The organism is Streptomyces sp. BHT-5-2, from assembly GCF_019774615.1.
Taxonomy (GTDB): domain Bacteria; phylum Actinomycetota; class Actinomycetes; order Streptomycetales; family Streptomycetaceae; genus Streptomyces.
In genome coordinates this window covers 642,727-662,492 of the sequence record NZ_CP081497.1, presented here as the reverse complement: position 1 = coordinate 662,492, position 19,766 = coordinate 642,727, and the positions used below count along the sequence as shown (strand labels likewise).

The 19,766-nt window shown below is 73.4% G+C and carries 17 protein-coding genes; 8 read left to right on the top strand and 9 right to left on the bottom strand.

Going from position 1 to position 19,766, the window contains the following annotated elements; translation table 11 throughout:
* Window positions 1-24 precede the first annotated feature (24 nt).
* Window positions 25-1,644 carry a CocE/NonD family hydrolase gene (locus K2224_RS30895; protein ID WP_221910491.1) on the bottom strand — a complete coding sequence of 540 codons (1,620 nt, stop codon included), beginning with the start codon at window positions 1,642-1,644 and terminating at the stop codon, window positions 25-27.
* 276 nt (window positions 1,645-1,920) lie between these two features.
* Between K2224_RS30895 and K2224_RS30890 the strand changes: the two genes are divergently transcribed.
* On the top strand, window positions 1,921-2,244 hold the full coding sequence (locus tag K2224_RS30890) for a putative quinol monooxygenase (RefSeq protein ID WP_221910490.1): 324 nt from the start codon (window positions 1,921-1,923) through the stop codon (window positions 2,242-2,244).
* A 488-nt stretch (window positions 2,245-2,732) separates the two neighbouring features.
* On the opposite strand, the gene K2224_RS30885 is transcribed toward K2224_RS30890, so the two are convergent.
* The 4 genes from K2224_RS30885 to K2224_RS30870 form a co-directional block, all read right to left on the bottom strand.
* The gene (locus K2224_RS30885; protein ID WP_221910489.1) at window positions 2,733-3,464 is read right to left on the bottom strand and encodes a hypothetical protein; all 732 of its coding nucleotides are present in this window, start codon (window positions 3,462-3,464) and stop codon (window positions 2,733-2,735) included.
* Window positions 3,465-3,537: 73 nt separating this feature from the next.
* On the bottom strand, window positions 3,538-4,740 hold the full coding sequence (locus K2224_RS30880; protein WP_221909414.1) for an IS110 family transposase: 1,203 nt from the start codon (window positions 4,738-4,740) through the stop codon (window positions 3,538-3,540).
* 270 nt (window positions 4,741-5,010) lie between these two features.
* Entirely contained in the window at window positions 5,011-6,003 is a 993-nt protein-coding gene (locus K2224_RS30875) for an LLM class flavin-dependent oxidoreductase (RefSeq protein ID WP_221910488.1), read from the bottom strand.
* Between the two features lie 61 nt (window positions 6,004-6,064).
* On the bottom strand, window positions 6,065-6,826 hold the full coding sequence (locus tag K2224_RS30870) for a DUF72 domain-containing protein (RefSeq protein WP_221910487.1): 762 nt from the start codon (window positions 6,824-6,826) through the stop codon (window positions 6,065-6,067).
* A gap of 320 nt (window positions 6,827-7,146) precedes the next feature.
* On the opposite strand from K2224_RS30870, the gene dnaK reads away from it, so the two are divergent.
* A complete protein-coding gene (gene dnaK, locus K2224_RS30865; RefSeq protein WP_221910486.1) occupies window positions 7,147-9,018 on the top strand; it encodes a molecular chaperone DnaK in 1,872 nt (623 codons plus the stop codon).
* Entirely contained in the window at window positions 9,015-9,704 is a 690-nt protein-coding gene (gene grpE, locus K2224_RS30860) for a nucleotide exchange factor GrpE (protein ID WP_221910485.1), read from the top strand. The genes dnaK and grpE overlap by 4 nt, the downstream gene beginning before the upstream one ends.
* A 21-nt stretch (window positions 9,705-9,725) precedes the next feature.
* On the opposite strand, the gene K2224_RS30855 is transcribed toward grpE, so the two are convergent.
* Window positions 9,726-11,285 carry a nitrilase-related carbon-nitrogen hydrolase gene (locus tag K2224_RS30855; RefSeq protein WP_221910484.1) on the bottom strand — a complete coding sequence of 520 codons (1,560 nt, stop codon included), beginning with the start codon at window positions 11,283-11,285 and terminating at the stop codon, window positions 9,726-9,728.
* A gap of 206 nt (window positions 11,286-11,491) precedes the next feature.
* Here K2224_RS30855 and K2224_RS30850 point away from each other — a divergent pair, with 206 nt between their 5' ends.
* From K2224_RS30850 to K2224_RS30840, 3 genes are all read left to right on the top strand, one after another.
* Window positions 11,492-12,715, top strand: coding sequence for a sensor histidine kinase (locus tag K2224_RS30850; protein ID WP_221910483.1), 1,224 nt, complete (start codon window positions 11,492-11,494; stop codon window positions 12,713-12,715).
* Window positions 12,712-13,410, top strand: a complete 699-nt coding sequence (locus tag K2224_RS30845) for a response regulator transcription factor (protein ID WP_221910482.1) — start codon at window positions 12,712-12,714, stop codon at window positions 13,408-13,410. Before K2224_RS30850 ends, K2224_RS30845 begins: the two co-directional genes overlap by 4 nt.
* A 273-nt stretch (window positions 13,411-13,683) precedes the next feature.
* Complete coding sequence (locus tag K2224_RS30840; protein ID WP_221912048.1) at window positions 13,684-14,925, top strand: cytochrome P450; 1,242 nt, start codon at window positions 13,684-13,686, stop codon at window positions 14,923-14,925.
* A gap of 33 nt (window positions 14,926-14,958) precedes the next feature.
* Here the strand turns inward: K2224_RS30840 and K2224_RS30835 are convergent, their stop codons facing one another.
* Together K2224_RS30835 and K2224_RS41460 are read right to left on the bottom strand one after the other, a co-directional pair.
* Entirely contained in the window at window positions 14,959-15,891 is a 933-nt protein-coding gene (locus K2224_RS30835) for a glutathione S-transferase C-terminal domain-containing protein (protein ID WP_221910481.1), read from the bottom strand.
* Between the two features lie 207 nt (window positions 15,892-16,098).
* The gene (locus tag K2224_RS41460; protein ID WP_313904809.1) at window positions 16,099-16,209 is read right to left on the bottom strand and encodes a putative leader peptide; all 111 of its coding nucleotides are present in this window, start codon (window positions 16,207-16,209) and stop codon (window positions 16,099-16,101) included.
* A gap of 154 nt (window positions 16,210-16,363) precedes the next feature.
* Here K2224_RS41460 and K2224_RS30830 point away from each other — a divergent pair, with 154 nt between their 5' ends.
* Together K2224_RS30830 and K2224_RS30825 are read left to right on the top strand one after the other, a co-directional pair.
* On the top strand, window positions 16,364-16,822 hold the full coding sequence (locus tag K2224_RS30830; RefSeq protein WP_221910480.1) for an Rrf2 family transcriptional regulator: 459 nt from the start codon (window positions 16,364-16,366) through the stop codon (window positions 16,820-16,822).
* A gap of 260 nt (window positions 16,823-17,082) precedes the next feature.
* Window positions 17,083-18,363: an acyl-CoA dehydrogenase family protein gene (locus tag K2224_RS30825; RefSeq protein ID WP_221910479.1), complete on the top strand. Its 1,281-nt coding sequence runs from the start codon at window positions 17,083-17,085 to the stop codon at window positions 18,361-18,363.
* Window positions 18,364-18,395: 32 nt separating this feature from the next.
* Here the strand turns inward: K2224_RS30825 and efeB are convergent, their stop codons facing one another.
* Window positions 18,396-19,670 (bottom strand): iron uptake transporter deferrochelatase/peroxidase subunit, encoded by a 1,275-nt coding sequence (gene efeB, locus K2224_RS30820; protein ID WP_221910478.1) that lies wholly within the window; start codon window positions 19,668-19,670, stop codon window positions 18,396-18,398.
* Window positions 19,671-19,766 lie beyond the last annotated feature (96 nt).

The window sequence follows — 19,766 nt, the reverse complement described above, 5'->3', positions numbered from 1 at the left end:
CCGCGGACGAACGGCCCGGGGCCGTCAGCGCACCGGCAGCGCCAGCTCGGCCGGACCGTCCGCCGGCGAGCCGAACGCCACGCTGCTCCCCCGAGGGGTGCTGCCGCCGTACAGCGGGTCCGCGGTGTCCAGCACCAGCGCGAGCCGGTGCCCGGCCGGCAGGTCGTACGCGGTGGGGAAGAGCGTGACGTCGAGCGGGAACGCGTGCCCCGGCTGCCGACCGGACCAGCTCTGCGGGGCGTGCGAGATCAACTTGCCCACGCCCAGCGCGTTCACGTCGTAGAGGTAGGCGAAGGCGCTGCCCTTCGGCGTGGACGCGGTGACGGTCGTGTGCAGCCGCGCGGCACCGCGGAGCCGGAGACCCTGCGCGTACGGCGCCGACTGCCAGATCGCGGCGGAGCTGCGCGGCAGCAGCGGGACGACGACCATGGGCGGCAGGCCGATCACCTGGTCGAGCGTCCCGGACAGTTCGGCGATGCCGCCGTCGGCGCCCGAGTCGATGCCGCCGGCCACCCGCCGCGACCAGCCCGCCTCGCCCGCCGCCCCGAGCGTTCCGACGCCGTGGGAGTCGGGACGGCCCAGCCGCAGCCGCTCGGTCCGGGAACCGACGGCCCGCCAGTTCTGGTAGTTCTCGTGCTCACCGCCCGACCGGACCTCCAGCTCCACCCCCTGGCGCGCCCCGCCGGAGCTGCCGGAGCCCTTCAGGTAGTGGTCGAGCCACTGCCGGGCGCTCGTCCATGTGGCGTTCGGCAGCCCGAGCAGACTGGTCAGTTCCTGGGTCGCGTGGTCCCCGGGCCGCAGTTCCAGCCGCTTGGGCACGGTCAGCCGCCGGTAGAAGGAGGTCATCTGGCCCGGGTTGAAGATGCTGTCGCCCCAGGCGTTGGCGAGGAAGACGGCGGTGCCGTGGGCGTTGATGCGGTCCACGTAGGTGGCCGGGGACCTGGTGTGCGCCCACTGGATGACGCGGGGCATGTCGCGGTCGGCGTAGAGGTCCGACAGCGTCCGGGCGAACTCGGGGCTGCGACGGCCGGTCGGCGTCTGGACGGCGGCCAGCAGCCCGGCGGCCTGGAGGTGCCGGGTCTGCCCGCTGTACAGCGCGTCGGTCAGGTCCGCCCAGCCGCTGAGCGAGGCCACCGCCTTGACCCGCGGGTCGAAGGCCGCGCCCATCAGCGTCAGGCCGCCGCCCAGGGAGAGCCCCACCATGCCGACGCGGTCGGGGTCGGCCGGGGTGTGGGCCAGGGACCAGTCGATGACCGCGGAGATGTCGCCCACGTCCTTGGGGCCCGCGACGTCGATCTGTCCGCCCGAGCCCCAGAAGCCGCGCACCGTGTACGTCACGGCGACATAGCCGTCGGCGGCGAGCTTGCGGCCCTGGGCCACGTACTCCAGGTCGTTCTGCCCCCAACTGGCCGGCTGGACGACCAGCGGGTAGCGGCCGTTGCGGTCGGCGCCCGGGGTGCCGGCGGCCGGGGTGAACACATCGGCCTTGAGGACGGTGCCGTCCTTCAACGGGATCTCGACGAGCCGGAACGCGGGGGCGGCGGACGCGCGGACGGCGGCCGGGGTGGCGGACGCGGGCCGGTCCGGGGCCGCGGCCATCGCGGTGCCGCCGGGCACGGCCACTGCCAGGGCGGCGGCAACCACCCCCGCGCACAAGGAGACCGACGCCCTTCGTCGTCGGCCTACGGGGTTGCCTGAGGTACGGCGGGATCGCGCCATCGCTGCTCCAGGGGGTCTGACCGCGGCGCCACGATGGCGTCCGTCCGGTGCGGTGATCGGGAGCGTAGGACGTCGCGACCGCCCCGGACGAGATCATGATCAGCCAAATTACCCACCGGTAACACGCCGCGCGGAGCCCTCACTTGGCCGCGACCGAGGGGCGAAATGCGAGAGATGAGACGAATGGTGTAGGGTACACGAATGATCTTTATCGTTGTGAAGTTTCCCGTGAAGCCCGAATGCGCCGAGGAGTGGCCCGAGAAGGTCGGCGCCTTCACCCGCGCCACCCGCGAGGAGCCGGGCAACCTCTGGTTCGAGTGGTCGCGCGACCTTGCGGACCCGAACACCTACGTCCTGGTCGAGGCGTTCAAGGACGACGCGGGCGAGGCCCATGTCAACTCCGACCACTTCCGCGCCGGCCTGGAGGCCATGCGCCCGCTGCTGCGCCGCACCCCCGACATCGTGAGCACCACGATCAAGGACGCGGACGGCTGGAGCGCGATGGGCGAGCTCCAGATCGACTGACACCCGCGCAGGCCCGCGAGCTGACGAGACGGCGGGCCACCCCTGGGGCGGCCCGCCGTCTCACTGTCGGCCGCCGCGTCCCGGCCCGGGAAACGGGAGCGGGCCCGGGGGCGTAGCCTGCCCCCGAGCCCTTGGATGCCACCCCACTGCACACGCCGGCCCACTTGAGGGCACGGGTCAGTCATCACGTCGTCGTGTTCTGCCTTTGAACTACCGCGCATCGAGCTGCACGGGCCGGACTTGAACCGGCATCCGACGACCGGGGCCCGGCCCGGTCGATCCGGCGATGGATGGCGAATGCTGAGACTGGAGCGAGAGTCTGAGATTGATCGCGGTCTGCCTCTGCCGAGTTGGGCCACCGCGGCCCGCAAGGCCGCGGGGAGGACTCGAACCTCCACTGGAACCGCGTTGGTCACGACGAACTTCAGTGTCAGCTTGCGCTCCTCGCGCACCCCGGTCGCACTGCGGCGTCCGGGGAGTTGTAGACGCTACCCGAAGAGGTAGCCGAAGACGACCTCGCCCACCCGCTGGTCGGTGACCTCGGTCCCGTTCGCCTCCTCGCGGGCGAACTTCACCGCCTGCTGGAGCTTCTCGACGCGGTCCAGCAGTTCGTTCACCCGCTTCGCGGGCAGCGCGCCGGAGAACTTCACGGTCGTCCAGTAGCCGACCGGCACGTCCTCGTAGTAGACGTCGACCTGTGCCGGGTGCTTCTCGGTGGCCTCCGCCTTGACGTGGTTGCGGGGCACCTTCTTCGTCCGCACCGTACGGACCGGCTCGGTCTTCCAGGCGTCCGTGGAGGGGTCCTGCACCCACGACTCGGAGGCGTCCAGCACCGGCAGCTTCCGGACGAAGGCGTTGACGTCGGTCAACTGCTTCTCCAGGAACAGCAGATACGACACCGGCACCTCACGGAGCAGCGTCCGCCCGTCCACCGTGACGTCGGCCCGCGCCGCGCAGTTGGCCCAGTCCTTGGTGGCGGTCACGTCGAACAGCCGGGTCAGCGCGCGGGCGGTCTCCCGCAGCACGTCCTCGGCGTGCACCTGCACCCGGGTGGACTCGGGCGGCAGCTGCTCGCCCTCCTCGTCCTTGGGCTGGTAGGTGCGGGAGATGCCGGCCAGCAACGCCGGCTTCTGGAGACCGTGGTGAGTGGACGTCAGGTCCTGGTGGGCCTTGGACTTGACGCCCTTCTCCACGGCGATGATCTGGTTGAGTTTCGCCACGTCGGCAACGTATCAGCGCGCGGCTCGCGAGGCGAAAGGCTTTTCGAGCGGGGGGGTGCCCCTATGGGTTTCGTCAACCCGTGGGGGCTGGTTGGGGTTGGTAGAAGGTGCCGTCGCGGAGCATGGCGAAGAGCACGTCGGCTCGTCGTCTGGCGAGGCAGAGGAGGGCTTGGGTGTGGTGTTTTCCCTGGGCGATCTTCTTGTCGTAGTAGGCCCTGGAGACGGGGTCGGCCAGGGCGGCGAACGCGGAGAGGAAGAAGGCGCGTTTGAGCTGTTTGTTTCCTCTGCGCGATGGCTGTTCGCCGCGGATGGAGGACCCGGAACTGCGGGTTGCCGGGGCGAGGCCGGCGTAGGCGGCGAGGTGGGCGGCGCTGGGGAAGCTGCTGGCGTCGCCGATGTCGATGAGGATGCGTGCTCCGGTCCTGACGCCGATCCCCGGCATGGACGTCAGGACCTTGGAAAGAGGGTGAGCCTCCAGCAGTTCCTCGATCCTTGTGGCGAGGAGTTTGCGCTGGTCAAGTACCGACTGGAGCGAGCTGGCGAGGCTGGGGACGATCAATGCGGCCGCGGCCGTGCCTGGCACGACCACTGTCTGCTCGTCCAGGGCGGTGAAGATGTCATCGACGAGCCGTTCCGCCATCCGTGGTGCCTTTGGGCGGATCAGGTTCACCAGCCGACGCCGTCCGGCCTTGCGGACCTGGGCCGGCGAACCGCACTGGTCGAGCAGCTTGAGCACGGCTGGGTGCTGCATTCGCGGTCCCAGTACCCGTTCCAGCGACGGGTGGATCTGTGTCAGCAGTCCCCGCAGTCTGTTGCTGATGCGGGTGGCTTCGCCGGCCAGGTCGTCGTCGAAACCCACGATCATTTCCAGCTCGGCTACTGCCTCGTCGGCAAGCTCGACGGCCCGCAGAGTGTGCGGCATCGACCGGGCCGCGTCCGCGATGATGAAGGCGTCGCGGGCGTCGGTTTTGGCTTCACCGGGGTAGAGGTCGGCGATCCGCCGCATCGTCAGGCCCGGCAGGTAAGCCACGGGGCAGTCCATGTCGCGGGCCACGGCCAGCGGCAGGGCGCCGATGGAGGCGGGCTGGTCGACGACCACGAGCACGGTGCCGTGCTTGGCTTTCAGCTTGGCGAACACGTCGCGGAGCTTGGGTTCGCTGTTGGGCAGCCGCTTGTCGAAGGCCTTCCTTCCGGCCGGAGTGACGGCGGTGGCGTGGTGTTCGCTCTTGCCGACGTCCAGGCCGAGGAAGGCGCCGATCTCACTGACGTCGATCACGTGCGTCCTCTGGTCGTTCCCGCCCGGCCGTCCCACGGCACCGATCGCCACATCCACATTACGAAGAGCCTCCCGACCTGCGGACAAGCCGGTGGTCATGCCCCTAATCAGCGGTCTGTCGATGCCTCCGGAGCCGGTGACACCACCCCCCAGGCCATACGTTCGACAGGGGGAGAAAGTCATGCCAACTCCGAAGGCCGGGCGCCCCATTGCGGGGCCACCAAGAAGGTAATGGGGTGGGCGGCATCCGCGGGCCATCTGCCCACGGGGTCACCGCAGTCCGGGAGCGACCTCGTCCGCGAAGAGGCGGAAGGAGCGCAGGGTGCGGTCGGGGGCGGGGTCTACGGGGTGGACCTGGAGGATCAGGTCGGTGGCGAGGGGGAGGACACGGTCGGCGCGCAGGGCGGTGAGCACCTCGTCCGGGGTGCCGGCACAGGTGTCGTTGCGGGCGGCGCGCGCCTCTGCCGGGCGGCCCTGTGCGAGGAGGCGGGCGAATCCGGCCTCGGCGTCCTCGTGCGCCTCGGCGCGGGTCGGGGCGACGTACACGGAGCGGGACAGTCCGATGCGGGGTGCGGTGTCGGGGTGCTTCCAGTTCTCCAAATATGCTTGCGCGAGGGGAAGTTGGACGTCGCCGAGCAGGGCGAGGGGTGGGGCGGGGCGGCCGTCCGGGACGGGGCTGAAGGAGGTGCGGGCGAGCAGCAGTCCGCTGCCGTGCTCGGCCACGCGGACCGCGCCTTCCACGCTGAAGGTGGCCTCCCACAGCCGGTCGATCAGGCCGGGGGCCGGGGGGAACAGCTGCGGCCCGCCGGGCACCGGCTCCGCGCCGGACAGGGCGTCGCGGACCGCCCGCAGATGCTCGGCATAGACCGCGCGGCGCTCCTCGACGGAGCGCCCGAAGAGCGCGAAGGCGGTCCGGCCTCCCCCGGTGCCGAAGCCGAGTTCCAGGCGGCCGCCGCTGAGCACGTCGAGGACGGCGGCGTCCTCGGCGAGCCGCAGCGGGGCCTCCAGGGGCAGGGTGATGATGCCGGTGCCGAGCCGGAGCCGCCGGGTGCGCGCCGCGGCGGCGGCGAGGAAGACCAGGGGCGAGGGCAGGCCGCCGTCCTGGCGGGCGTGGTGCTGGGCGACCCATCCGGTGGCGAAGCCCAGTTCCTCGGCCGTGGTGAGGAGTTCCAGTGCGCGGGTGTACAGCTCGGCGGGCGGGGCGTCGTCCACGAGGCGGGTGAAGACGCCCAGGCGGAGGGGTGGGGGCGCGGACGGGGGCATACGGTCCTCTCGGTGGTCGGGTGGACGGGCCAGGGGGTATCACTGCCCGTTCGGTGGCCGGCTAGTGCAGGTGCGGTGTACGGGTCACGTTGCGGCCCGCCGCGGTCGCCTCGTGGGCGAAGCGGGTGGCGTCGAGGACGGCGGCTCCGCCGGGGTCGTTGTTGAAGTAGGCGTAGACGTCGGCGCGGTCGGGCCAGGTGTCGGCGATCCGCCGCAGCCAGGTGTGCAGGGCCTGTCGCCCGTAGCGCGGCCAGGGCTCGGCGCGGCCTTCGTGGAAGCGGAGGTATCCCCAGTCGGCCGTCCGCCACAGGGGCGTGACGGGGCGGGACCCGCGGTCGGCCCAGCACAGTGCGGCGCCGCGGCGCTCCAGTACGGCGCGGACGGCGTCGGTCCACCAGGAGTCGTGGCGGGGTTCGACGGCGACCCGGGTGCCGGCGGGGAAGCAGTCCAGGCAGGCGTCCAGGAGTCCGGCGTCGGCGTGCAGGGTGGGTGGCAGTTGGAGCAGTACGGGGCCGAGCCGGGGGCGGAGGTGCGCGGCGCGGGTCATCAGGCGGCGGACGGGCTCCTGGGGGTCGCGGAGGCGTTTGATGTGGGTGAGGTAGCGGCTGGCCTTGACGGCCATGACGAAGTCGCCCGGCGTGCGGTCCCGCCAGTCGGCGAAGGTCCTGGCCTCGGGCAGACGGTAGAAGGCGGCGTTGCTCTCGACGGTGGCGAAGTGCCGGGCGTACTCCTCCAGCCAGCGCCGCTGCGGGACGTCGGGCGGGTAGAGGACGCCGCGCCAGTGCCGGTACTGCCAGCCGGAGGTGCCGAGGTGGAGGGTCATGGGGGAGGGGTCCCCGGCCGGGCGTGCGGCGTATCGGGTGCGGGAAGGCGGAAGGGGAACAGCGCGAGGCAGCGCTCCGGCCGGCGCCCCGGTTTCCGCAGGTCCGGCCGCGGTCCGCAGCCAGGCCGGGGAACATTGGCGGCAAAAGGTGCATCTTGACAGCTGTCGGGGCAGGTTCTATGCAGATGGTGTAGCCGACTCGGGCGCCATACCAGCAGGTGAGAGGCGTTGCGAGAGGCGCGGCCGGGCGCCGTCCCGGCCGGGGCGGTACCCGGCGCGCGTCATCGCCCCGGATCGGGCCGCGAGACCAGGAGGAGACCATGGCACGAGCAGTCGGTATCGACCTCGGGACGACGAATTCGGTGGTCAGCGTGCTGGAGGGCGGTGAGCCGATGGTCATCGCCAACGCCGAGGGCGCACGGACCACCCCCTCGGTGGTCGCCTTCGCCAAGGGCGGGGACGTCCTGGTCGGCGAGATCGCCAAGCGCCAGGCCGTGACCAACGTCGACCGCACCTGCCGCTCGGTCAAGCGGCACATGGGCGACGCCCGGTGGCGCTTCCCCGAGAGCGGCGACATCGACGGCAAGCACTACACCGCCCAGGAGATCTCCGCGCGGGTGCTCCAGAAACTGAAGCGGGACGCCGAGAACTACCTCGGCGAGGAGGTCACCGACGCGGTCGTCACCGTGCCCGCCTACTTCAACGACGCACAGCGCACCGCCACGAAGGAGGCCGGCGAGATCGCGGGCCTGAAGGTGCTGCGGATCGTCAACGAGCCGACCGCCGCCGCACTGGCCTACGGCCTGGACAAGGAGAACGACCAGACGATCCTGGTCTTCGACCTCGGCGGCGGCACCTTCGACGTCTCGCTGCTGGAGATCGGCGAGGGCGTCGTCGAGGTGAAGGCCACCAACGGCGACACGCACCTGGGCGGCGACGACTGGGATCAGCGGATCGTCGACCATCTGACCAAGCAGTTCAAGAACGCGTACGGCATCGACCTGGCGCTGGACAAGATGGCCACCCAGCGGCTGCGCGAGGCAGCGGAGAAGGCCAAGATCGAGCTGTCGGCGGCCAGCGAGACCACGGTCAACCTGCCGTATCTGAGCGCCTCGCCCGAGGGGCCGCTGCACCTGGACGAGAAGCTCACCCGCGCCCAGTTCGAGCAGCTGACCGCGGACCTGCTGGAGCGCTGCAAGGCACCGTTCCACAACGCGGTCGACGACGCCGGAATCAAGGTCGCCGACGTCAACCACGTGATCCTGGTGGGCGGTTCGACGCGGATGCCCGCGGTGACCGAGCTGGTCAAGCAGCTGACCGGCAAGGACCCGCACAAGGGCGTCAACCCCGACGAGGTCGTCGCCATCGGGGCCGCGCTCCAGGCCGGTGTCCTCAAGGGCGAGGTCAAGGACATCCTGCTGCTGGACGTCACCCCGCTGTCCCTGGGCATCGAGACCAAGGGCGGCATCATGACCAAGCTGATCGAGCGCAACACCACGATCCCGACCAAGCGCTCGGAGATCTTCACCACGGCCGAGGACAACCAGCCGTCCGTGCAGATCCAGGTCTTCCAGGGCGAACGGGAGATCGCGGCGTACAACAAGAAGCTCGGGATGTTCCAGCTGACGGGCCTGCCGCCGGCCCCGCGCGGCATCCCGCAGATCGAGGTCTCCTTCGACATCGACGCCAACGGCATCATGCATGTGACCGCCAAGGACCTGGGCACCGGCAAGGAGCAGAAGATGACCGTCACCGGCGGCTCCTCGCTGCCGAAGGACGACATCGACCGGATGGTGCGGGACGCCGAGCAGTACGCCGAGGAGGACCGCCGCAAACGGGAGGCGGCCGAGACCCGCAACCAGGGCGAGCAGCTGGTCTACCAGACCGAGAAGTTCCTCAAGGACAACGAGGACAAGGTGCCCGCCGAGGTCAGGACCGAGGTCGAGACCGCCGTCGGCGAGCTGAAGGAGAAGCTCAAGGGCGAGGACGGTGCGGCGATCCGCAGTGCCTCGGAGAAGGTCGCGGCCGTCTCGCAGAAGCTGGGGCAGGCCATGTACGCCGACGCCCAGGCCGCCCAGGGCGCGGCCGGCGCCGAGGGCGCGCAGGCCGGCGGCCAGCAGGCCAAGGCCGAGGACGACGTCGTCGACGCCGAGATCGTCGACGACGAGAAGCGGGAAGGAGGCGGACGATGAACCGTCCGACCGATGTCGGTCGGCGCTCCCGCCCGCCGCTCGCGCTCGTCGGCCGAACCGGGCCGGAGCCGGCGCCGACCCCGCCGCCGCGGCCGGAGTCGGACCCGGTGCGGCCGGCCCCGGAGCCGGCCCGCGCCCCGACGCACCCCGCGCGGCGCCGCACCGCATCCGCCGGCGCCGCCCGTACGGCCGCCGGGGCGCCCGACGCCGAACGGCTCGCCGCACAGCTGCGGGAGCGCACGACCGATCTCCAGCGGCTGAAGGCCGAGTTCGACAACTACCGGCGGCGGGTGCACCGCGACCGGCTGGCGGTCGGCCAGATCGCCGTGGGCAATGTGCTGGAACGACTGCTTCCGGTCCTCGACGCGATCGCCGAGGCCACCGCGCAGGGCGAGCTGACCGGCGGCTTCCGGCGCGTCGCCGAACTTCTGGAGGCAGAGCTGGCGTCGCTGGGCCTCACCTCCTTCGGGACCACGGGCGAGCCCTTCGACCCGAACGTCCACGAGGCGGTGGCCTACACCCCGCCCGAGCGCGCCGGCCCGGCCGCCCGGGGCGCCGCGGGCGAACACACGGTGTGCGCCGAGATCGTCCGCCGGGGCTTCCGGGTCGGCGACCGGCTGCTGCGCCCCGCCGAGGTGGCGGCGGCCGGGCGGTCGCCGGGCCGGCAGGACGATCAACCAGCCTGACTTCAAGGGGAGTTGTTCGTCTCACTGCGCCAGGGTGGCGCGCTTCGCCGCCCGTCGCCCGGTCGCCGCGCCGACCACCACCAGGGCCCCGACGGCCGCCAGGCACAGCCAGGCGAAGGTGTCGCCGATCCGGTCGTAGACCGTGGTGGTGCCGTGCACCGGGACGTAGGCCACGGTGGCCTGCCGGTCGGTGCCGAAGTAGTCCGTGGTGGCCAGCACCCGGCCCTGGTCGTCGTAGGCGGTCGTCACGCCCTCGGCGTCCTGGCGGAACAGCGCGTAGCCGGCCTCGACGGCGCGGAGGGCGGACTTGCGGGTGTGCGCGCCCCCGTATTCCCGCCAGTCGTGGGAGGGCACCAGCATGATGTCGGCGGGGACCCGCATCATGTCGGGGAAGTCGGCGTCGTAGCAGATGACGTTGGCCAGCCGGCCGTACGGGGTGGCGACGACCGGCACCCGGCCGTCGCCGGGGGTGAAGGTCTCCGAGCCGGGGATGGGGTGGGCCTTCTGGTAGGTCCAGCGCACGGTGCCGCGGGGGTCGATGAGCAGCGTCTCGTTGCGGCCGTAGGCCGGTGGCTGGGCGGTGTGGACACCGACGCCGATCTCCAGGTAGATCCGGGAACGGCGGGCCGCCTCCCGGGCCGCCGCGATGGCCGCGGGCTCGTCGGCGGCCGGCACCCGCACCCCCTGCTCGGGCCAGACCACGATCTCGGCGCCGGCCGCGGCCTCGCGGCGGGTGGCGGCCAGCAGGCTGTCGAGCACCCCGCGCAGCGCCGGTCGGAGGCTCGCCGGCGGGGCGGTGGCGATCGCCGCGCGCCCGCCGGCGACCTGGGCGTATGCCGCCTTCTGGGCACGGAGCGCGGCCGCGTCGGCGGTGACCCCGGCGATCCGCACCGTCGGCCCGTCCGGCGGCAGGAAGGCCAGGCGGGCGCCGCCGGCGAGGACGACGGCCAGCAGCACCGCGGCGCAGGTGAGGACGGCGCGCCGCGCGGCGCGCCAGGAGGCCGCCTCCCAGGCGAGGTTGGCGACCGCGGCACACCAGGCGATGAGGAAGCCGATCCCGTAGGAGCCGGTGACCGAGACGACCTGGAGGAGCGGCAGCATGCCGTCCTGGGTGACCGCCAGCGAGCCGTAGGCAGTGCCGAACGGGGAGAGCAGGGTGATCAGGAACTCCGTCCCGGCCACCGCCGCGGGGAAGACCATCAGTGCCGCCCAGGGCCGCAGCCGGCTCGCCAGCAGCCGGTCGAGGAGGTACGGCAGGGTCAGCAGCGCGGCGAGCGCAGCCGCCCCGGCCAGGGCGACGGGGCTGAGCAGAGCCGACTCGACGAGCCAGAAGACCGCCGCGGCGGTGTTGGCCGCCCACAGCCACAGGGCGCCGGACCAGGCACGGCCGGTGCGGGCGAAGCGCAGCAGCAGGACGGGGAAGAGCCAGGCCGCGGCGGCGATGTCCCAGCGACCGCCGACGGCGAGGAGGTGGGCCGCGGTGCCCAGCGCCAGCCAGGCCCAGCGGGCGCGGGCCGCCGGGGTGCGGGTATCGGTGCGGGCCGTCGGCCCGGCGGTGTTCAGGGTGCTGGTGGTGATCACGTGGTTCGTCGGTCCCTTCGGGAGGCGCCACGGGCGGCGCTGTCCGGTCAGGTCACGACGCTAGGAAGGCAGGGGCGGGCCCGGCGTCGTCCTGGATGCCGATCCGCCGCCGGCCCGCGCAACCAGGGTTGCGCCGACGCCCGGTCGATGCCCTCCTCCGGCACGATCACCCGGGCCGGAGAGGGTGGCTAGCCTTGCCACCAGTCATGGACACGAACACCCACCCCACAGCCGCCCCGCGCGGCACCCGGCGCCGGCTCGCCGACCGGCGGCCCTGGCTCACCGATCTGGCGCTCGGCGCCGGGCTGACCGCGTTCGACGTGCTGACACTGCTGGGCCACGAGCCGGCGCCGCGGCCGGGCGGCGTGCTGCTCTGGGGCCTCCAGACGGTCCCGTTGCTGTGGCGCCGCCGCCGGCCGCGCGCCGTGCTGTGCGCCATGACCGCCGCGTTCGTCGCCTTCGAGGTGATCGACCCGGTGCCGGGCAAGATCCCCGGCCCGTTCCTGCTGGTCTTCGCCGTCTACGCGGTGGCCCGGTACATGCCGCTGCCGGCCGGTCTGCCCTGGACGGTGCTGTCGCTGCTGACGGCGGTGACGACCGATCTGCTGACCGGCCGGACCGGGCCGCCGCAGCCCGGTTCGTTGGAGCCGATCACCGCCACCACCTTCGTCGCCTTCTACGGCGCCGCCTGGCTCGTGGGCTACGGGCGGCGGCGGATCGTGCGCCAGGCGGACCGGCTGCGGGAGGCCAACGAGCGGCTGCGTGCGGAGCGGGAGATCAACGCCCGCCAGGCGGTGGTCGCCGAGCGGGCCCGGATCGCCCGCGACCTCCATGACGTGGTCGCCCACCATGTGAGCGCCATCGCCCTCCAGGCACGTGCCGCCGAGGAGGTGGTGCAGGACGACCCGCGGGGCGGCCGGCGGGGCCTGGCGCGGATCGCGGACACCGCCGACACCGCCCTGGTCGAGATGCGCCGCATCCTGGGCCTGCTGACGGCGGGCGACGAACGGGACGGGGACGCCGGGCCGGCGCCGGAACCCTCCCTCCGCCACCTCGACCGACTCGTCGCCGCCGCCGAGGCGGCCGGCTGCCGGGTGACCGCGCAGCTGGACGAGGCCCTCGGCGAGCTGCCGCCCGCGCTCCAGATCTCGGCCTACCGCATCGTCCAGGAGGCACTCACCAACGTCCTCAAGCACGCCGGCCCCACGGACGTCCGGGTCGCGCTGCACCGCGACGGGACGACGCTGACCGTCGCCGTGGAGAACGGGCCGCCCGCCACCGGGCACCGGCCGCCGCCCGGCTCCGGCCGGGGGCTGCTCGGGATCCGGGAACGCGTCGCGGCGTTCGGCGGCACGGTGCGCACCGGCGCGCTCCCGCACGGCGCCGGCTGGCAGCTGTCCGCCACCCTTCCCCTGGAGGCCCGGGTATGACGATCCGTGTGCTGCTCGCCGACGACCAGGAGATGGTCCGGGACGCGCTGCGGGCGGTCATCGACCGCCGCCCGGACTTCGAGGTCGTCGGGGCCGCCGCCGACGGCACGGAGGCGGTCGCGCTCGCCACCGAGCTGCGGCCGGACGTGGTGGTGATGGACGTCCGGATGCCCGGCATGAACGGCGTCGAGGCCACCCGCCGGCTGCACGCCGACTGGCCGCACCCCGGCCCGCCGCCCCGTGTCCTGGTCCTGACCACCTTCGACCTGGACGAGTACGTGCACGCCGCACTGCGGGCCGGGGCCGGCGGATTCCTGCTCAAGAACAGCCCGCCGGACCAACTCGCCCACGCCCTGCGGGTGGTGGCCGAGGGAGAGGCGATGCTCGCCCCCAGCGTCACCCACCGGCTGATCGGCGCCTTCACGGCACTGCCCGCGGGCCTGCTGCCCGGCGCCCCGCCTCGGCACGACGCCGCCGCCCGGCTGCTCGACGCCCTCACCGCCCGCGAACTGGAGGTGCTGGTCCTCGTCGCCCGGGGCCGCTCCAACCTCCAGATCGGCGAGGACCTCGGCCTGTCCCAACCCACCGTGAAAAGCCGCGTCAACCGCATCCTCACCCGCCTCGGCCTGGACAACCGCGTGCAGGCCGCCCTCCTCGCCCATGAGGCGGGGCTCCTCCGGCCCGGCGCGCTCTGACCCGCCCGCCGGCTGCCCGGGCACGTCGCGCGGCGCTCTTGCGGGGTGGTGCGGGGGCGGCCAGGGTGGGCCGTGGTCGTCCCACCGGGCGGACGGCGCTGTCCGCCCCGGCGCGCAGCCGGAAGACCGGAAGAGAAGAGAGGCGGAGGGCGTGTGGTTTCCTTTCGACGGATCGGCGGCCCGGTGACCGGCCGGAGCGGCGAGAGGGACGGCGCGGACACCCACAACGGCCCCGACGGGCCTGCCACCCCCGACCGACCCGCCGCACCCGCCGTGCCCGACGTCTTCGACCCCCGCCGGTACGCCGACGGACTGCCGCACGACGCCTACCGGCTGCTGCGCGACCACCGCCCGGTGGCCTGGCAGGCCGAGCCGGAGGTGCTCGGCTGGCCGGCCGGTCCCGGCTTCTGGGCGGTGACCCGGCACCGGGACGTCGTACGGGTGCTGAAGGACGCCCGGACCTTCTCCTCCCACCTGGGCGCCACCCAGATCCGCGATCCCGACCCCGCCGATCTGCCGTTCATCCGGCGGATGATGCTCAATCAGGACCTCCCGGACCACGGCCGGTTGCGCCGACTGGTCAGCCGCGCCTTCACCCCGCGCCGGGTGGACCGCTTCGAGACCGCCGTACGGGAGCGGGCCCGCGCGCTGCTGACCGCGGCGGTGCGCACCGCACGGTCCGGCGACGGGGTGTGCGACGTGGTCGGCGCGGTCACCGACGACTACGCGCTGCTCAACCTCGCCGATCTGCTGGGCGTTCCGCCCACCGACCGCGGGCTGATGCTGCACTGGACCCGACGGGTCATCGGCTACCAGGACCCGGACGAGGCCGGTCCGGCGGCGACCGGGGCGGACGGCCGGCCGGTCGACCCCCGCTCCCCCGCGCTGCTCCAGGACATGTTCGGGTACGCCCGCGAACTGGCCGCGCACAAGCGGCGGCACCCGGGCGACGACGTGCTGACCGCGCTCGCCGCCGACCCCGAACTCGCCGTGCCCGAGCTGGAGATGTTCTTCTTCCTGCTGACGGTCGCGGGCAACGACACCGTCCGCAGCGCCGCTCCCGGTGGGCTGCTGGCGCTGGCCCGGCACCCGGACGCCTACGCCGCGCTGCGCACCGGTGCGGTCGCGGTCGGTCCGGCGGTGGAGGAGCTGCTGCGCTGGCATCCGCCGGTGCTGAGCTTCCGCCGGACCGCCGCGGTCGACACCGAGCTGGCCGGCCACCGGATCCGCGCCGGCGACAAGGTCGTGGTCTTCCACGGCTCGGCCAACTACGACGAGCGGGTCTTCGCCGAGCCCGGCCGGCTGGATCTCGCCCGCACCCCGAACCCCCATGTCTCGTTCGGCGACGGTCCGCACGTCTGCCTGGGCGCACACCTGGCCCGGCTCCAACTACGGGTGCTCCACGAGGAGTTCGGCGCACTGCTGCCCACCGTGTCGGTCGCCGGGCCACCGCAGCGGCTGGTGTCCAACTTCATCCACGGGCTGAAGGCACTGCCGTTGCGGGTGGCGGCGTGAGGCGGTGGTCCCGAGCGCCCGCCGGCCGTCCGGTCAGCGCGAACTCTGCGTGCTGGTCCGACCCGGAAGGCCCAAAGCGTCCGCGGCGTCCGGGGTGTGGGCCGTCGTCCAGTCGACGATCTGCACGGCCGCACCGGCGGACTCCCGGCCCCGGCAGCGGGCGTGGTGGCGGCGGGCGATGGCGTCCAGGTCGAGGTGGCGGCCGAAGGCGGGCCGGGCGGCCAGGCGCCGGGCATGGGCCCACAGGCGGCGGTGGCCGGCGATGCGGTGGACGGCCGCGGCGTCGAGGTGCCAGCGGTGGACGGTGTCGAGCTGGACCAGGTTCACCCACAACTGCACATCGGCGAGGGTGAGTTCGTCCCCGAGCAGATAGGGGTGGTCCGCCAGGCGCCGTTCCAGCGAGGCGAGCGTGCCGAGCAGGGTGTCCAGGGCGGCCTCGTAGCCGGGGTGGTCGCTGCCGAGTCCGCCGGCGCGCTGGGCGGCCTGGGTGAGGTCCTGTTCGCAGCGGTGGGCCAGCGCGTCGATCGCGCCCCGGGCGTGGGCCGGGTAGAGGGCGGGGCCACGGGCACCGAAGCGCTCGGCCAGGTCGCGCAGGATGTCGGGGGCGTGGTTGCTGACGATCCGTCCGGTCCACTCGTCGCCGAGCACCGGGGCGGCGGCCGGGCCACGGTACTGGTGCGCGCCGGCCTCGTAGCGGGGGCGCAGCGCCGCGTAACCGCCGTCGGGGGTGTCGGGGACGGCGGGCAGCAGGGTCACCGGGAGGGTGTCGCCGAGGTCGAGCAGGCTGTGGGTGACGGCGAGGCCCAGACAGTGCGGACAGGACGGGGACAGAAAGAGGCGGTAGCGGTGCGGGACGGGGTAGTGGCCGCTGCGCATGTCGGAGCCGATGCGCCCCCGGAAGGCCGGCGCGGAGGGTGCCGCGGACGCGGAGGTCGTGGCGATGGGGGTGACGGGTGCGGAGGTCATGGAAGTCCCTGGGTGCGAGGTCCGGTGTGGGCGTACGGGCGGGCGCCGGTCGGCGGTCGCCTGCGGATGGGTACGGATGGGGACGGACGCGGATGGACGTGAACGGGTCCGGGCGGGTCCGCGCGGTGCGGCGAGGAGGACGGTCCGGGCCGCGAACGGGGCGCCGCGTCAGGGGAACCGGCGCCGCGCCGCGTGCGCCGCGGCGGACTATGCGGCGCTGCAGACGCGCAGCAGGTCGATGTGGCGGCGGGAGGTGAGGAGGGGCAGCGGCCGGTCCGCGCGTCCCGCGCGGTCGACGTTCCGCTCCGTGCGCCCCATGGATTCCCACCTGTTCGCTAGGGTTCCCGCCCTCGAGTGTCGGGGTGGTGCCGGGCGGCGTCAAGGGTGGTGCGCCGGCGCGGTTCGGCGGTGAGCGGATGGCGTGTGCCCCGTGCGGCGCGGCCCGCGCCACCTGCTCGGGGATAATGCCGGTATGCGGATTTCAGCCAGAGCGGATTACGCGGTGCGCGCCGCGCTGCAACTCGCGTACGCCCGGGACGGGGGGCCGCTCAAGGCCGAGGCGATCGCCGACGCCCAGGACATTCCGCACAAGTTCCTCGAAGGCATCCTGGGCGACATGCGGCGGGGCGGTCTGGTGCTCAGCCAGCGCGGCGGCAACGGCGGTTACCGCCTGGCCAAGGCCCCCGAGGAGATCAGTATCGCCGATGTGATCCGGGTGGTGGACGGTCCGCTGGTCTCCGTACGGGGTGTGCGGCCGCCGGAGTTGTCGTACACCGGACCGGCGGAGTCCCTGCTGCCGCTGTGGGTGGCGCTGCGGGCCAACGTCCGTCAGATCCTCGACGGTGTCTCGCTGGCCGATGTGGCCTCGGCCGCGCTCCCCCGCCGGGTGTCGGCGCTGACCGAGGACCCGGCCTCCTGGACGAATCCGTAGCGGGCACGCTCCCGTCCGCCCCTCGGACACCCACCCGACCTGCGACGGAGGCCCCGGCGTCCGGAATCCGACCCCGATCCGTCCACCCCTCGAACACCCCTTGCCCGGAGCCGAGTTAAGAACGCATCATCATGCCCTCCTCGCTTTCCCTACCAATCCAGTGGGAAAACTAGGGAAGTGCCCCGGGCAGCCCCCGCTCCCGGTTCTCCAGCCCGGCTCCCCAGCCCGGTTCCGATTCGACGAGGACGGTGAACGGCGCCATGCCGAAGAGGTCCGCAGCACGCCCCGCCGCCCCGCAGGCCGAGCCCCCGGCGGAGCACGAGATCTGGCACCGCGTCACCCGTGAACTCGCCGACGACCTCGCCGTGGACGCGGTCAGCCGCGACCGGGCCGGCAAGCCGCCCTTCGACGAGTTGGCACGGCTGCGCGAGGCCGGTCTGCCGGCGCTGCTGACCCCGCCGGGACCGCTCCGCGGCGGCAGCGACTGGCGCACCGCCGGCGCCGTCATCCGCGAGATCGCGGCGGCCGACGGCTCCATCGGCGAACTCCTCGCCCGCCACTACACGCTCTCCTGGAGCACCCGCTTCTTCGGCACCCCGCAGCAGGCGGACGCGCTGGAACGCCGGGTGGCCGAGGAGCAGTGGCTGCTGGCCGGCGACACCGGGCACCCGACGGCCGACGCCGAGCCGCCCGCCCCGGGCGCCGGCCGCGACCTCACCCTCGCCCCGGACGGTTCCGGTCATCTCCTGCACGGCCGGCGGTCGTTCGCGGCCGGGGTGACCGTCGCCGACCGCCTGATCGTCGGCGGCGTCTGCACCCGCACCGGCGACCGGCTGATCGCGCTGGTCGACCCGGCCCACCCCGGCGTCACCACCGACCCGGCCCACGACCGCCTGGGCCAGCGGCTGACCGGGGCCGGCACCGTCGCCTTCGACGCCGTGCCGGTGCCGCCCGAGCAGATCCTCGGCACCGTCTCCCACGACGAGCAGCACCTCGCCCCGTACGCCGCGTTGGACCCACTGACGCTGCGGCTGGCGCTCGTCCAGGTGGCGCTGGGCATCGCCGAGGGCGCGCTCGCCGAGGCCCGCGACCTCAACCGCGCCGCCTCGCGCACCTGGGAGCCTGCGGAGGCCGCCCCGGACCCGTATCCGGAGCTGCCGGGCGGCGACCCCTATCTGCTGCTGGCGTACGGCGAGTTGGTCGCCGCCGCGCACACCGCCGCGGCCGTCGTGGAACCGGCCACCGAGGCGCTGGCCCGGGGCCTGCTGATGGGTCAGGGGCTGGGCGTCGACGAGTGTGCCGACATCGCGGTGCTGGTGGCCGCGGCCGAGGCCGTCACCGGCCAGTCCGCGCTCCAGATCACCACCCGCATCCTGGAGCTGACGGCCACCGCCGACGCCGCCGGCGGCGACCCGGGCTTCGACCGGTTCTGGCGCAACGCCCGCGTCCTGACCGCGCACCGCTCGTCCGCGCACAGCCTCCGGGCCATCGGCGACCACTACCTCAACGGCGCGCATCCGCCGCTGACCCTGCGGATCTGAGGGTCGGCGGCGGACGTCGGGCAGCGGGTCTGTCAGGCGGCGGCCAGCATGCTCCGGCCGAGCCAGTCCGAGGCGTCCCGCACGCCCGGCAGCGCGAAGAAGTAGCCGCCGCCGGTCGGCGATATGTAGTCCACCAGCGGCTCGTCGATCAGCCGCTCCTGGGTGGCCTCGAACTGCCGCAGGACGTCCTGCTGGTAGCAGCAGAAGACCAGTCCCATGTCCAGGTTGCCGACGCTGTCGACGCCCCGATCGTAGTTGTAGCCGCGGCGCAGGATGCGGGAGTCGTCGGTCCCGGCGGTCCGCGGGTTGGCGAGCCGGATGTGGGAGTCGAGCGGTATCGCGGTGCCGTGCGGGTCCTTGTGGTACGCGGGCACATCGGACTCGTTGGCGCCGTCCAGCGGGGCTCCGGTGTCCTTGCGGCGGCCGAACATCTTCTCCTGCTCGGCCAGCGAGACCCGGTCCCAGAACTCCACCAGCATCCGGATGATCCGGATGACCTGATAGCTGCCGCCGGTGGCCCAGGCGGGCTCGCCGTGGCCGTCGCCGACCCACACCAGCCGGTCCATCTCCCGCCCGGACCTCACGTCGGGGTTGGCTATCCCGTCCTTGAAGCCGAGCAGGTTGCGCTGGGCACCGCTGGGCCGGGGCGCGTTCTGGAAGCCGTCGACGCGCCACTTGATCTGCATCCCGCCGCGGGTGTGCCGGGCGATGTCGCGCAGCGCGTGCAGCACGGTGTCCTGGCGCTCGCCGCAGATCTGCAGCGAGAGGTCGCCATGGCACTCGGCGGCCTGGAGATTGTCGTTGGGGAAGGTCCGCATCGGGCCGAGCTTGCGCGGCTTGACCTTGGCGAGACCATAGCGGTCGTCGAAGAGCGAGGCGCCCACGCCGACGGTGACGGTCAGCGCGTCGGCGGGGACCACCGGCCCGAGGATGCCGTTGTCGGACGGCGGGGCGCCGACGCCGAGGTCCTGCGGGGCACCGCCGGCGGTCAGGAAGCGGGCGCGTTCGGTGATCGTCCGCAGCAGGTCGGTGAGTTCCCTGCGGTTCTCCGCGATGACGTTGAGCGAGACGAAGGCGGCGGCGGTGGGCTGCGCGGTGAGGATGCCCGCCTGGTGGGCGCCGTGGAACGGCACCTTCCCGGCGTCGGCGGTGTCGGCGGCCCGGGCCGTACCGGTGGTGCCCTGGCTCAGCGCGAAGCCGCCGCCGGCCAGCACCGCACCGGCCGCGCCGGCGCCCAGCGCGGTCTTCACGAACGAGCGCCGGTCGGCGGGACAGCGGCCCTGCGGACCGGGCGTTTCGGCGGACATCTCGTGGTTCCCTTCGGAGCGTGCTTGGGGTGGTGCGGCGTTGTCGACGTGGACGGGGCTGGTGGTCGTACGGGGCCGTCGGGCGGGCGCCCGGTG

Excerpts from the sequence above, each read along its gene's own strand:
- grpE (WP_221910485.1), top strand. The coding sequence starts at position 9,015 with ATGAACCGTCCGACCGATGTCGGTCGGCGCTCCCGCCCGCCGCTCGCG.
- K2224_RS30825 (WP_221910479.1), top strand. The coding sequence starts at position 17,083 with ATGCCGAAGAGGTCCGCAGCACGCCCCGCCGCCCCGCAGGCCGAGCCC.
- K2224_RS30875 (WP_221910488.1), bottom strand. The coding sequence starts at position 6,003 with ATGCCCCCGTCCGCGCCCCCACCCCTCCGCCTGGGCGTCTTCACCCGC.
- K2224_RS41460 (WP_313904809.1), bottom strand. The coding sequence starts at position 16,209 with ATGGGGCGCACGGAGCGGAACGTCGACCGCGCGGGACGCGCGGACCGG.
- K2224_RS30835 (WP_221910481.1), bottom strand. The coding sequence starts at position 15,891 with ATGACCTCCGCACCCGTCACCCCCATCGCCACGACCTCCGCGTCCGCG.
- K2224_RS30890 (WP_221910490.1), top strand. The coding sequence starts at position 1,921 with ATGATCTTTATCGTTGTGAAGTTTCCCGTGAAGCCCGAATGCGCCGAG.
- K2224_RS30830 (WP_221910480.1), top strand. The coding sequence starts at position 16,364 with ATGCGGATTTCAGCCAGAGCGGATTACGCGGTGCGCGCCGCGCTGCAA.
- K2224_RS30845 (WP_221910482.1), top strand. The coding sequence starts at position 12,712 with ATGACGATCCGTGTGCTGCTCGCCGACGACCAGGAGATGGTCCGGGAC.
- dnaK (WP_221910486.1), top strand. The coding sequence starts at position 7,147 with ATGGCACGAGCAGTCGGTATCGACCTCGGGACGACGAATTCGGTGGTC.
- K2224_RS30850 (WP_221910483.1), top strand. The coding sequence starts at position 11,492 with ATGGACACGAACACCCACCCCACAGCCGCCCCGCGCGGCACCCGGCGC.
- efeB (WP_221910478.1), bottom strand. The coding sequence starts at position 19,670 with ATGTCCGCCGAAACGCCCGGTCCGCAGGGCCGCTGTCCCGCCGACCGG.
- K2224_RS30870 (WP_221910487.1), bottom strand. The coding sequence starts at position 6,826 with ATGACCCTCCACCTCGGCACCTCCGGCTGGCAGTACCGGCACTGGCGC.